Here is a 12573-nt window from a genome sequence, read left to right as displayed (position 1 = left end):
TCTCGCGTCCCGGCCCCGGGCGGGCCGGGCGGCCTACTCGGCCGAGGCGGTCTTGCCGGTGACGGTGCGGAAGATCTTCGAGAGGAACGAGCTCTTCTCCTCGCGGGGCTCGACCCCGTTCTGGGCCAGGAGCGCGTGCGCGTCCTTGTACCAGGGGCTCTCCGGGAAGTTGTGGCCGAGCACCGCGGCGGCGTTCTGCGCCTCCTGGGTGATGCCGAGCGCCCAGTAGGCCTCGGTCAGGCGCTCGAGCGCCTCCTCGGCGTGCCGCGTGGTCTGATACTTGGCGACCACGTCGCGGAAGCGGTTGATCGCCGCCGGGAAATTGCGCTTCTCGAGGTAGAAGCGGCCGATCTCCATCTCCTTGCCGGCGAGCTGGTCGCGGGTGATCTGGATCTTCGCCTTCGCGTCCGCGGCGTATTCCGACGTCGGGTACTTCTGGACCAGCTCCTGCAGCGCGACGAGCGCCTTCTCGGAGCGTTCCTGGTCGCGGGTGACGTCCGGGATCTGCTTGTAGTTCGACATCGCCATCAGATACTGCGCGTAGGCGGCATCTTTGCTGGCCGGGTGGCGCTGCAGGTAGCGCTTCGAGGCGCTGATCGCGTCGTCGTACTTCTGGCCCTCGTAATTGGCGTAGGCCGTCATCAGCAGCGCCTTCCGGGACCACTCGGAATACTGGTACTGCTTGTCCAGATTGTCGAATTTCTTGACTGCGCCCTCGTAGTCGCTGTCCTCGAGCTTCGCCAGACCGTCGCTGTACAGCTTGTCGGCCGGGACGTCCGGCACGACCTCGGGCTTGTACTTCTCGGCGAAGATGCTGGTCGGGTCGAAGTCGCAGCCGCCGAGGCCCAGGCCGAGGACGGCCACGAAGGGCACCGCGAAGGCCGCTGCCCGGCGATGACGAATGGTGACAGGCATCTGGCGCTCTTTCCCGGAACCGGCGCCGTTTCGCGCCGTCATGCCATCGCGTGGGTGGATCCGGCCCGCCCCGGGCCGTGCCCGCCGTTCACGGACCGTTAAACCCTGCCCTTCGATTCGGGCACGAAAGCGGCAAGGCTGCGGCGGCCAGGATCGGTGGCGGGCTGTGTCCCGCCGGTCACAGGGCTACAGGTCGCCCGCGAAGGCGGCGATGCCGAGGCCGACGCCGAGCTCGGACAGCACGGTCTCGCGGCGCGAGCCCTGCGCCTCGACGACGGCGTAGTTCGCCCGGTCGGCGAAGAGGGCGGACAGCACCCCGACATTCATCCGGTGGCCGCCGCAATAGGAGCGGTAGGCGCCCTGGATCGGCAGGCCGGCCAGGGCGAGGTCGCCGATGGCGTCGAGGATCTTGTGGCGGACGAACTCGTCCTGGAAGCGCAGGCCCTCGGGATTGACCACCGCGGTCTCGCCGACCGCCACGGTGTTCTCCAGCGAGGCGCCGAGGGCGAAGCCGGCCTTCCAGTAGCGCTCCACGTCCCGCATCATCCCGAAGGTGCGGGCGCCTGCGATCTCGCGGCGGTAGGTGGCGGGCGACAGGTCCATCGCCTTGCGGGAGCGGCCGATCACCGGGCTCTCGAAATCGATCTCGACGTCGAGGCGGAAACCGCGATCGATCGGGCGCAGCTCCGCGAAGGATGTCCCGGCCTCGATGCGGACGTGTCGGAGGATCTTGAGCCAGCGGCGCGGCGTGTCGCAGGTGGCGATCCCGATCTGGTCGATCGCCTGGACGAAGGGGAGCGCGGATCCGTCGAGGATCGGCATCTCGGGGCCGTCGATCTCGATCAGAGCATTGTCGACGCCCAGGCCGTAGAGGGCGGACATCAGGTGCTCGACGGTGGCGACGGCGCCGGTCTCGACGTCGCCCAGGACAGTGCAGAGTTCGGTGGCGGAGACGAGGGCGTGATGCGCCTTGATCAGGCGATCGTTGCCGTGGGTGGTACCGGTGCGGAGGAAGGCGATGCCGTGATTGGCCGGAGCGGGTCGGATGGTGATCTCGGCGGGGTTGCCGGAGTGAACTCCGATCCCCGAGAGAGTCGCCGGCCCTTTGAGGGTCGTCTGTTTATGCGTTCGCATTCCTTAGCCCCCGGGCGCGACCAGATCCCGTCACCCCGACTGGAGGTGAGGAGAAACTGACTGATCCGTCCGCTGCTTGATGCCCTAGCCCACGCGATCAGGTTGTGTCCTGCCGCGTGTCGTCTCGATCACATGGTTTCTATAGCTGCGCCGCACAGGGCAGCCAAATCACGGATTCTTACGGTCTGTTACAGACACGCTTAGCGGTCCGTCACCGCAAAGCGCTGCTCCACCAATGGCTTAAAGGTTGGTTAATACGTGACTAACCCGCGGCCGTTCTGTGGCGCGGATGCACCATGCGCCCCGCCTCGGGAGGCGCGGTGCACAGCCTTGTCGAAGTCACCATACCACTGCAACAACCATGAGTTGCTTTGCTGCAGCGCGAAGGGGCCGGCGGTTTCCCGCCAGCCCCAGGCCGTGTTGGAGACCCGGACCGGTCAGTTCGCTTGGCGGCGGAGGAAGGCCGGGATCTCGAGCTGATCGTCGTCCATCATCCGCGGCTGAGGCGCGACCCGGCCCTGCGCGTCGAGGTTGCCCTGGGCCGGGCGGTACTGCGGGACCGCGGGCGCGGCCGGAGTGCGCGGGGCCGGCGGCACGTGAGGCTGAGCCATGTGCGGCTGACCCATGTGCGGCTGAGCCATGTGCGGCTGACTCATGTGCGGCTGCGGGGCGACGGCCGAGGCCGGACGGGCCGCCGGGGCGCCGTCCATGTCCTCGCGGCGGCCGCCGAAGCCCACGGTCGCGAGCCGGCGCAGCAGCGAGGTCCGCTTGGATTCCGGGGCAGTCTCCTCGGCAGCGCGGTTCGCCATGATCTGCGTCTGGGCGATCGGCGGCAGCTCGTGGATCTGCGGCATGCGCGGGGCGCGGGCGAGCGGCGTGCCCGTCGGGGCGGCCGGACGCGGCGGCACGAACGGGCCGGCCTCGACGGCGGGCGCCGCCTCGACGCGCTGCGGTGCGGGGGCCGGGACGAACGGCGCCGCGGCGCGGGCCTGGACCGGGGCGAGCACGACGTCGTCGCGGGTCACCGGGGCGGCGGACTCGATGCGGGTCTCCATCCGCGACTCGGGGCGCATCTCGGGGGCCGAGAGCGGCGCGGGGGCCGGGGCGGAGCTCGGCGCCGGGGCGACCGACTCGGTGCGGATGCTCGGCACCGGCGAGGCGGCGCGCGAGCGGGCCTCGGCGCGCAGGCGCTCGGCAACCTCGGCGATGCGCTGCTCGGTCTCGGCGATGGCCGGGTTGTTCGGCGAGTTCGCCGAGATCAGGGCCGGCTCGATGCCGGTGGCGACCACCGACACGCGGATGATGCCGTCCAGGCTCTCGTCGAAGGTGGCGCCCAGGATGATGTTGGCGTCCTGATCGACCTCCTCGCGGATGCGGGTGGCGGCCTCGTCGAGCTCGTACAGGGTCAGGTCCGAGCCGCCGGTGATCGAGATCAGCAGGCCGCGGGCGCCCTTCATCGACACATCGTCGAGGAGCGGGTTGGCGATGGCGGCCTCGGCGGCGCGGTTGGCGCGCTTCTCGCCGGAGGCCTCGCCGGTGCCCATCATGGCCTTGCCCATGCCGCGCATGATCGCCCGCACGTCGGCGAAGTCGAGGTTGATGAGGCCCTCCTTCACCATCAGGTCGGTGATGCAGGCGACGCCCGAGTAGAGCACCTGGTCGGCCATCGCGAAGGCGTCGGCGAAGGTGGTCTTCTCGTTGGCGACCCGGAACAGGTTCTGGTTCGGGATCACGATCAGGGTGTCGACCGCGGCCTGCAGCTCCTGGATGCCGGACTCGGCGGTGCGCATGCGGCGCATGCCCTCGAACTGGAACGGTTTCGTCACGACGCCGACCGTCAGGATGCCCATGTCGCGGGCTGCGCGGGCGATGACCGGGGCGGCGCCGGTGCCGGTGCCGCCGCCCATGCCGGCGGTGATGAAGCACATGTGGGCGCCGGAGAGCTGGTCGCGGATCTCGTCGATCACCTCGTCGGCGGCGGCCGAGCCGACCTCCGGGTGCGAGCCGGCGCCGAGGCCCTGGGTCACGCCCAGGCCCATCTGGATCACCCGCTCGGCCTTCGAGGAGGTGAGCGCCTGCGCGTCGGTGTTGGCCACGACGAACTCGCAGCCCAGCAGGCCCGACTCGATCATGTTGTTGACGGCGTTGCCGCCGGCGCCACCGACGCCGAAGACGGTGATGCGGGGCTTGAGTTCCCGGATGTCCGGCGCCTGGAGGGTGATGGCCATGGTGTCGAGCCTCTCGCTAACTGTGCTGTCCGTGCGACGCCTGGGCGCCGGATTCCCTTCGATCCCCCCGCGCGAGCGGGCGGGCGTGAAACCTAGAAGCTGTCCCGGAGCCAGCGGCCGACCCGGTTCAGGTAGTTGTCGGTCCCGGTCGCCGCGAAGGCGCCGTGCCCGCGCGGCTCGAAATGCTCGGCATGGGCCACCTGCGGGTAGACGAGCAGGCCGACCGCCGCCGAGAAGGCCGGACCCTTGGCGGCCTCCGGCAGGCCCCGGATGCCGAGGGGCCGTCCGATCCGCACCTGACCCTGGAGGACGCGGCGGGCGACCTCGGGCAGGCCGACGAGCTGGCTGGCGCCGCCGGTGAGGACCACCCGCCGCCCGGCCTGGGCGGCGAAGCCCGCGTCGCGCAGGCGGTCCCGCACCAGCTCGACCACCTCCTCGACGCGCGGCTTGATGATCCGCACGAGCTGCGAGCGCGGGATGTGGGCCGGCGCCTCGCCCTCGTCCTCGCCGACGCCGTGCACGGCGATCATGTCGCGGTCGTCGGAGGGGGTGGAGAGGGCCGAGCCGTAGAGGGTCTTCAGCCGCTCGGCCGCCGCCATGCGGGTGGAGAGGCCGCGGGCGATGTCCATGGTGACGTGGTGGCCGCCGACCGCCAGGGCGTCCACGTGCACGAGGTGGCCGCCGGAGAACACGCCGACGCTGGTGGTGCCGCCGCCCATGTCGACGACGCAGACGCCCATCTCGGCCTCGTCGTCGACCAGCGCCGAGAGGCCGGCCGCGTAGGGCGTGGCGATCACCGCCTCGACGCCGAGGTGGCAGTGCTCCACCGCCAGCATGACGTTGCGGGCGGCCGCGAGCTCGCTGGTGACGACGTGCAGGTCGACGCTGAGCGCCTCGCCGATCATGCCCGACGGGTCGATGACGGCGCCCTGCCCGTCCAGGGCGTAGCCGGTGGGCAGGGCGTGCAGCACGGCCCGGCCGGGGCTGACGCCGTGGGCGCTCGCGGTCTCGAGCACCCGCTCGACGTCGCTGCCCGTGACGGTGCCCGAGCGGACGTTCACCCGCGCCTGGAAATGCTGCGAGGCGAGCCGGCCGCCCGACATGTTGACGATGACCGACTGGACCTCGACCTTGGCCATCCGCTCGGCGGCGTGCACCGCCTGGCGGATCGCGCTCTCGGCCGCGGCGAGATCGACGATGGCGCCGCCCTTCAGGCCCAGGGAGCGCTGGTGGCCGATGCCGATGATGCGGGCGAGGTGCGTGCGGCCGCGGAGCGTCGTGAGCGCCTCGGCGGGCTGCAGCTCGGCGATGAGGCAGACCACCTTGCTCGTGCCGATGTCGAGCACCGAGAGGGTGGTCGAGCGCCGGGCGGAGAGCGGCTTCAAGCGCGGCGTGAGGCCGTGTTGGCTGTGCATTGACGCTACCGGGCGCGGGATGCGGGACGAGCGGAGATCGACAGGAAGGGCATCAGCTGGCCGCGCCCTTCTTCTTCGCCTTCTGGGCTTCCGCGCGGGCGGCGGCGGCCTCCTCGGTCAGGCGCACCACCAGGCGGTCCGGCATGCGCAGGTCCACCGCGATGATGTCCTTCTCGAGCAGGTGGGCCTCGCGCTCGAACCGCACGAGGCGGGCGAGCGCCGCGGCCGGGTCGGCCTCGGGCAGGCGCACGTCGATGCCGTCGAACTTGAGGGTCCAGCGCCGGCCGGACACGTAGGTGCCGGCCTTGATCCGCTCGGCGAGCGGCCCGGCGGCGGCGATGAGGGCGAGATATTCCGGAAGCTTGGTGTTGGCGTCTTCGCCGACCACCAGGGGCAGGCTCGCGTAACGGTCGTCGCGCATGGCGTCGATGACGGTGCCGTCGGCGGCGATCACGTTGATCTCGCCGTTCTTCTGCCAGAGGGCCGCGGGCTCGCGCTCCACCTGGGTGATGGCGATCTCGTTGGGGTAGATCTTCCGGACCGAGGCCTGCGCGATCAGCGGCACGCGGAGCAGCCGCTCGCGCACGTCGTTGACGTCGAGGAAGGGAACGGAGGAGCGCCAGTCGATCCCGGCGGCCGCCAGGACCTCGCGCTCGTACATGCGGGAGATGCCCGAGATGGTGACGCGCTCGACGCCGAAGCCGGCGACGCGCGCGGCGATGTCGAGGGGGCGGCCCTGCTCGGCCACGAACGCGTCGTAGCGGCCGCTCGCCACGAAGCCGGCGAGCGCCACGGCGGCGGCGGACACGGCGACCGCCACGATTCCGGCGCCGCGGGGCAGGCGCTCGCTCAGCCGCTGACTCGGGCGGGCCCGACGAACCGAGAGCGACCGGGACGTGGCGCGGCCGGCGAGCCGGCCCAGGATCGCGCCGGCGAGGCGCGCGGGACCGCTCCGGCCGGCGGCGTCGCCGCTCAGCGATTCAGGGAAGCGTCCTCCACCATCCATCGGACGAGCTCACCGAAACTCAGGCCCGCATGGGCCGCCATCTCCGGCACAAGGCTCGTCTGGGTCATGCCGGGTTGCGTGTTGACCTCCAGCACCACGAGCAGACCGGTTCCACCCGGTGTGTCGTCGTAGCGAAGGTCGGCACGGCTGACGCCCCGACAGCCCAGTGCTTGATGCGCCGTTAACGACAGTTCTTGGACACGCTGGTAAACATTTGGTTTAAGTTCGGCCGGGAGCACGTGAACCGAGCCCCCCGGAGCGTACTTGGCGTCGTAATCGTACCAATCGCCCGTGGCGGCCTTCACCTCGATCACCCCGAGGGCCTTGTCGCCCATCACGCCGCAGGTGAGTTCGCGGCCAGCAATGTAAGGTTCTGCAAGGACTTGCTCGCCGAACGTCCATTCCTCGGAGGCGAGGATCTGGGGCGGGTGCGAGCGGCCGTCGCGCACGATGATCACACCCACCGATGAGCCTTCGGCGATCGGTTTCACGACGTAGGGTGGCGGCAGGGGGTGTGTCCTGGCGGCCTCACGACGGTTAACGATCCGGCCCTCCGGCACGTCGACGCCGGCGGCGCGCATGACGGTCTTGGCCCGCTCCTTGTTCATGGCCAGCGCCGAGGCGAGGACGCCGGAATGGGTGTAGGGGATCTTGAGGATCTCCAGCAGGCCCTGGATCGTGCCGTCCTCGCCGTCAGGTCCGTGGAGCGCGTTGAACGCCGCGTCCGGTCGGAGCGCCGTCAGCACGGAGGCGATGTCGGGGCCGACATCGACCCGGGTGACCCGGTAGCCCTCCCCTTCGAGCGCGTCGGCGCAGGCCTTGCCGGAATTGAGGGAGACCTCGCGCTCGGCGGAGGTGCCGCCCAGGAGGACGGCGACGTGCTTGGACATCAGGGCACCTCGAAAAGGTCGGCTTCAATCAGGATCTGAACGCACCCGAACGGTCGCTGCGCCGGCCGAGCATCGTATCTCGGCCGCGTCGGCGCGTCCGGAAGACCGCTCTCACGCGGCGCCGGTGGGCCGGCCGATGCGCCGGATCTCCCAGCGCAGCTCGACCCCGCTGGTGTCGCGGACGCGGCGGCGAACCTCCTCGCCCAGCCCCTCGATGTCGGCCGCGGTCGCGTCACCGGTATTGATCAGGAAGTTGCAGTGCATCTCGCTGACCTGGGCGCCCCCCCGCCTCAGCCCGCGGCAGCCGGCGGCGTCGATCAGCTGCCACGCCTTGCCGCCGTCCGGGTTGGCGAAGGTCGAGCCGCCGGTCCGCTCGCGGATCGGCTGCGCGGCCTCCCGGGCGGCCGTGACCCGTTCCATCTCGGCCTCGATCGCCCTGCGGTCGCCGGTCCGGCCGCGGAAGACGGCGCGCGTGAAGATCACGTCCTCTGGGGCGTCCGAATGCCGGTAGGAGAAGCCCATGTCGGCGTGGCTGAAGGTGCGCAGCGCGCCCCCGCGGTCGATCCCGCGGGCTTCCACCAGCACGTCGGTGGTCTCGCCGCCATGCGCGCCCGCGTTCATGCGGAGCGCGCCGCCGATCGACCCGGGGATGCCGCGATAGAAGGCGAGCCCGTCGAGCCCGGCCTCGGCGGCCGCCTTGGCGAGGCGCATGTCCGGGACCGCGGTGCCGACGGTCAGCGCGTCGCCGTCGATCGCGATGCTGCCGAAGGCCTTGCCGCCGAGGCGGACCACGACGCCCGGCACGCCGCCGTCCCGCACGATCAGGTTCGAGCCGAGCCCGATCACCGTGACCGGCACGTCCGGATCGAGGGTCGCGAGAAGGCGGGCGAGATCCTCCTCGTCGGCCGGGGTGAACAGGACCTCGGCCGGTCCGCCGACCCTAAACCACGTGAGGTCGGCGAGCGGCTGGTCGGCGAGCAGGCGCCCGCGGAGGTCGGGCGCAGCGGCCCGGATGCGATCGTGCAGAGAGGCGGTCATCTGTGTGTCTCCCCTCGCCCCGCCCGCGGGGAGAGGGATGCGGCGATCCTGGTGTCGTCGCATCGGGGTGGCAGCGGACGCTGCGAGGCCGGGGTCCGGAGAGTCACCGCCGGGTTCATCCTCAGAGCGCAGCCCAGTGTGGACGGCCGACGGCGTGGCCGCCCCGAGACGCCTCCCGGGGCGGGCTCACGCATCGCGCCTACCGTCCCCGCGCGGCGAGTTCGTCCGGCAGGGCGTAGGCCCACTGCGTGATCGTGCCGGCGCCGAGGCAGACCACGTAATCGCCGGGCTTGGCGAGGTCCGCGATGATCCCGGCCAGTTCCTCCGGCCGCTCCAGGGCCCGGGCGTCCCGATGGCCGCGGGAGCGCAGGCCGGCCACGAGGCTGTCTCGGTCGAAACCCTCGATCGGCTGCTCGCCGGCCGCGTAGACCGGCGCGACGATGACCGTGTCGGCATCGTTGAAGCAGGTGCAGAAATCGTCGAAGAGCGACTGCAGCCGGGTGTAGCGGTGCGGCTGCACCACCGCGATGACGCCGTGCTCGGTCGAGGCACGGGCGGCCTTGAGCACCGCCTTGATCTCCACCGGGTGGTGTCCGTAATCGTCGAAGATCGTCGCGCCGTTCCACTCGCCGGTGCGGGTGAAGCGCCGCTTCACGCCGCCGAAGCCCGCGAGTGCCTGGCGGATCGCGTCCGGCTTCACGCCGAGCTCGTGCGCGACGGCGAGCGCCGCGGTGGCGTTGAGCGCGTTGTGCTTGCCGGGCATCGGCAGGACGAGATCCTCCATCTCCATCCGGTAGCCGGGGCGACGGTCGCGGATCATCACCCGGAAGCGGCTCTGGCCGCCGCGCAGGTCCACGTCGATGAGGCGCACATCGGCCTGCGGGTTCTCACCGTAGGTGATGATCCGCCGGTCCTCGATATGGCCGACGAGATCCTGCACCACCGGGTGGTCGATGCACATCACCGCGAAGCCGTAGAACGGGATGTTGTCGATGAAGCGCCGGAACGCGTCCTTGATCGCGTCGAACGAGCCGAAATGGTCGAGGTGCTCGGGGTCGATGTTGGTGACGATCGCGACGTCGGCCGGCAGCTTCAGGAAGGTGCCGTCGGACTCGTCGGCCTCCACCACCATCCACTCGCCCGCGCCCATGCGGGCGTTGGTGCCGTAGGCGTTGATGATGCCGCCGTTGATCACGGTCGGGTCGAGGTTGCCGGCGTCGAGCAGGGTGGCGACGAGCGACGTGGTCGTGGTCTTCCCGTGCGTGCCGGCGATCGCCACGCAGGACTTGAAGCGCATCAGCTCGGCCAGCATCTCGGCCCGTCGCACCACGGGCAGGCGTCGCTCGCGGGCGGCCTGCAACTCGGGGTTGTCGCGCCGGATCGCGGTCGAGACGACGACGAGGGCGGCCTCCTCGACGTTCTTGGCGTCGTGGCCCACGAAGGTGCGCATGCCCTTCTCGGCGAGACGGCGCACATTGGCGTTGTCGGACGCGTCCGAGCCCTGCACCGTGTAGCCGAGGTTGTGCATCACCTCGGCGATGCCGGACATGCCGATGCCGCCGATGCCGATGAAGTGGATGGGGCCGAGCTTGTCGGGCAGCTTCATGGGTCGAACCGTCTGGTGGCGGGACCGCCGGTGCGGAATCCCTTGAGGATCAGGTGCGGGCGGCCGTCTCGACGACGACCTCGGCCAGCCGCTCGGCGGCGTCGTGGATGCCCGCGCTTCTGGCCGCATCGGCCGCCGCGGTCAATTTTGCCGGCGTCGCGAAGCAGGCGGTCAGCTCCGCGGCGAGGCGCTCCGGCGTGAAATCCGGCTGCTTCACGGCCAGCGCCGCGCCGATCGCGTCGAGGGTTGCGGCGTTGGCGGCCTGGTCCTGGTCGAGGGAGCCGGGCAGCGGCACGAGGATCGCCGGGCGGCCGATCGCCGCCAGTTCCGAGACCGTCGAGGCGCCCGAGCGCGAGACCACGAGGTGGCTCGCGGCCATCCGTGCCGGCAGGTCCTTGAAGAAGGGCGCCGCCTCGATCCCGGCGAGCCCCATGGCGAGGTAGCGGTTCTGCACCGCCGTCAGGTCCTCGGGGCGGACCTGCTGGACGAGGTGCAGCCGGGCGCGCAGTGCGTCGGGCAGGCGGGCGATCGCCTCGGGCACGACCTCGCCCATCACGCGGGCGCCCTGGCTACCGCCGAACACCAGGAGCCGCAGGGCGTCGTCCGGTCCGAAAGCGGGATACGGGACCTCCGCCGCCTCGATCACCGCCGGGCGGAGCGGGTTGCCGGTGTGGATCCGCGGGGCTCTCGCCTTGTCGGGCACGCCGCGCACGACCTTGAAGCCGGTGGCGATGGTGCGGGCGCCCCGCGCCAGGAAAGCGTTGGCCCGGCCCATCACGGCGTTCTGCTCGTGCAGGATCGTCGGCACGCGCAGGATCTGGCCGGCGAGCACCGGTGGGACTGTCGGGTAGCCACCGAAGCCAACGATGGCCGCCGGGTTGATCCGGCGGATCTCCTTCGCGGCCACGCCGAACCCGCGGCCGAGGGTCAGCACGGCGCCGGCCCGCTTGAGCGGCGAGCGGCCGGACGGCGTCGCCGACGCGATGGTCACCACCTCGGAGGCCGGGAACTCGGACGCGATGGAATCGACCCGGGCGTCGGTGGCGAGGGCCACCCGGATGCCGCGGGCCCGCAGCGCGTGGGCGAGACTCTCGGCGGGGAAGAGATGGCCGCCGGTGCCGCCGGCACAGAGCAGGATCGTGGGCGTGAAGACCGTCACCGCATCACTCCGGCGACGGTGGCGGGCGCGGTGCCGGGGGGCTTCTGGCTGAGCATCACGGTGCGGGGGCGCTTGCGGGTCAGGGCGACGAGGAAGCCGGTGCCGAGCGCCAGCGAGATCAGCGAGGAGCCGCCGTAGGAGACGAACGGCAGGGTCATGCCCTTGGCGGGCATCAGCTGGGTGTTCACCGCCATGTTGATGCAGGCCTGGAGGCCGAACAGCGTGGTCAGCCCGGTGATCGCCAGCCGCGAGAAGGTGTCGTCCGTGCGCCGCGCGAGCTTGAGGCCGCGCAGCACGATGAAGGCGAAGAGGGCCACGAGGCACAGGCAGACGATCACGCCGAACTCCTCGCCGGTGACCGAGAAGATGAAGTCGGTATGCGCGTCCGGCAGGTGGCGCTTGGCCACGCCCTCCCCCGGCCCGGTTCCGAACCAGCCGCCCGAGCGGAACGACTCGCGCGACCAGAAGTCCTGGAAGCCGCCGCCGGAATCCCGGTCGAGGAACTTGTTGAAGCGCTCGCGGACGTGGTGGAAGAACAGGTAGGCAGCGAACACACCTCCGAGGCCCAGCACGCCCAGGACGGCCACCCAGATCAGGTGGAGGCCGGCCACGAAGAACAGCGCGCACCACACCATGGTAATCAGCATGGTCTGGCCGAAATCGGGCTGGAGCAGCAGCGGCACGATGGTGATCGGCAGGAGCAGCAGCGCCAGGATGCCGCCCGGCATGTCGCGGCGCTGGGCGCCCTCCGAGAAGGCCCAGGCGGCGACGACCACGAAGGCCGGCTTCACGAACTCCGAGGGCTGCAGGCCGAAGGAGCCGAACTGGATCCAGCGGTGCGCGCCCTTGATCTCGGGCCCGAACTTGCCGGCGAGCAGGCACAGGACGACGCCCAGGATCCACGTGACGAGCGCGAGCCGCCGGATGCCGCGCAGCGACAGGAACGAGACCGCGCAGATCAGCAGGATGGTCGGCGCGAGGTACATCGCCTGCCGGTTGAGGAAGTAGAAGGTCGGCAGGCCGATCCGCTCGGCGACGGGCGGGCCGCCGCCCATCAGGAAGACGAGGCCCGCGACCATCAGCGCGAACAGCGCCGCGAGCAGGCCGCGGTCCACCGTCCACCACCAGTCCGTCAGGGGGGTGCGTTCCGCGCGTGACATCATGCCGGGCAACGACTCCAGG

The 12573-nt window shown here is 71.0% G+C and carries 10 protein-coding genes; all 10 read right to left on the bottom strand.

Annotated elements, in window-relative coordinates:
- Positions 1-33: 33 nt before the first annotated feature.
- The 10 genes from ME121_RS16500 to ME121_RS16455 all read right to left on the bottom strand — a co-directional run bounded on the left by ME121_RS16500 (position 34) and on the right by ME121_RS16455 (position 12554).
- A complete protein-coding gene (locus ME121_RS16500; protein WP_012319316.1) occupies positions 34-915 on the bottom strand; it encodes an outer membrane protein assembly factor BamD in 882 nt (293 codons plus the stop codon).
- Between the two features lie 186 nt (positions 916-1101).
- The gene (gene lpxC, locus ME121_RS16495) at positions 1102-2049 is read right to left on the bottom strand and encodes a UDP-3-O-acyl-N-acetylglucosamine deacetylase (RefSeq protein WP_012319317.1); all 948 of its coding nucleotides are present in this window, start codon (positions 2047-2049) and stop codon (positions 1102-1104) included.
- Positions 2050-2486: 437 nt separating this feature from the next.
- A complete protein-coding gene (gene ftsZ, locus ME121_RS16490) occupies positions 2487-4277 on the bottom strand; it encodes a cell division protein FtsZ (protein WP_059409212.1) in 1791 nt (596 codons plus the stop codon).
- 92 nt (positions 4278-4369) lie between these two features.
- Positions 4370-5692 (bottom strand): cell division protein FtsA, encoded by a 1323-nt coding sequence (gene ftsA / locus ME121_RS16485; protein ID WP_012319319.1) that lies wholly within the window; start codon positions 5690-5692, stop codon positions 4370-4372.
- Between the two features lie 52 nt (positions 5693-5744).
- Entirely contained in the window at positions 5745-6698 is a 954-nt protein-coding gene (locus tag ME121_RS16480) for a cell division protein FtsQ/DivIB (protein WP_012319320.1), read from the bottom strand.
- Positions 6665-7588 (bottom strand): D-alanine--D-alanine ligase, encoded by a 924-nt coding sequence (locus ME121_RS16475; RefSeq protein WP_012319321.1) that lies wholly within the window; start codon positions 7586-7588, stop codon positions 6665-6667. The genes ME121_RS16480 and ME121_RS16475 overlap by 34 nt, the downstream gene beginning before the upstream one ends.
- A gap of 111 nt (positions 7589-7699) precedes the next feature.
- On the bottom strand, positions 7700-8626 hold the full coding sequence (murB, locus tag ME121_RS16470) for a UDP-N-acetylmuramate dehydrogenase (RefSeq protein WP_059409211.1): 927 nt from the start codon (positions 8624-8626) through the stop codon (positions 7700-7702).
- Between the two features lie 199 nt (positions 8627-8825).
- Entirely contained in the window at positions 8826-10232 is a 1407-nt protein-coding gene (murC, locus tag ME121_RS16465) for a UDP-N-acetylmuramate--L-alanine ligase (RefSeq protein ID WP_024830018.1), read from the bottom strand.
- Positions 10233-10281: 49 nt separating this feature from the next.
- Positions 10282-11391: an undecaprenyldiphospho-muramoylpentapeptide beta-N-acetylglucosaminyltransferase gene (gene murG / locus ME121_RS16460; RefSeq protein ID WP_059409210.1), complete on the bottom strand. Its 1110-nt coding sequence runs from the start codon at positions 11389-11391 to the stop codon at positions 10282-10284.
- Positions 11388-12554, bottom strand: coding sequence for an FtsW/RodA/SpoVE family cell cycle protein (locus tag ME121_RS16455; RefSeq protein WP_012319325.1), 1167 nt, complete (start codon positions 12552-12554; stop codon positions 11388-11390). The genes murG and ME121_RS16455 overlap by 4 nt, the downstream gene beginning before the upstream one ends.
- Between the last annotated feature and the right edge of the window lie 19 nt (positions 12555-12573).

This window comes from Methylobacterium sp. ME121 (genome assembly GCF_000974725.1).
GTDB classification, from domain to species: Bacteria; Pseudomonadota; Alphaproteobacteria; order Rhizobiales; family Beijerinckiaceae; genus Methylobacterium; species Methylobacterium radiotolerans.
This window is presented reverse-complemented; position numbering and strand designations above follow the sequence as displayed.

What these genes read in the sequence shown, in the direction of transcription:
- murC (WP_024830018.1), bottom strand. Translation starts at nt 10,232, where the DNA reads ATGAAGCTGCCCGACAAGCTCGGCCCCATCCACTTCATCGGCATCGGC.
- lpxC (WP_012319317.1), bottom strand. Translation starts at nt 2,049, where the DNA reads ATGCGAACGCATAAACAGACGACCCTCAAAGGGCCGGCGACTCTCTCG.
- ME121_RS16475 (WP_012319321.1), bottom strand. Translation starts at nt 7,588, where the DNA reads ATGTCCAAGCACGTCGCCGTCCTCCTGGGCGGCACCTCCGCCGAGCGC.
- ME121_RS16500 (WP_012319316.1), bottom strand. Translation starts at nt 915, where the DNA reads ATGCCTGTCACCATTCGTCATCGCCGGGCAGCGGCCTTCGCGGTGCCC.
- ftsA (WP_012319319.1), bottom strand. Translation starts at nt 5,692, where the DNA reads ATGCACAGCCAACACGGCCTCACGCCGCGCTTGAAGCCGCTCTCCGCC.
- ME121_RS16455 (WP_012319325.1), bottom strand. Translation starts at nt 12,554, where the DNA reads ATGATGTCACGCGCGGAACGCACCCCCCTGACGGACTGGTGGTGGACG.
- murB (WP_059409211.1), bottom strand. Translation starts at nt 8,626, where the DNA reads ATGACCGCCTCTCTGCACGATCGCATCCGGGCCGCTGCGCCCGACCTC.
- ME121_RS16480 (WP_012319320.1), bottom strand. Translation starts at nt 6,698, where the DNA reads ATGGATGGTGGAGGACGCTTCCCTGAATCGCTGAGCGGCGACGCCGCC.
- ftsZ (WP_059409212.1), bottom strand. Translation starts at nt 4,277, where the DNA reads ATGGCCATCACCCTCCAGGCGCCGGACATCCGGGAACTCAAGCCCCGC.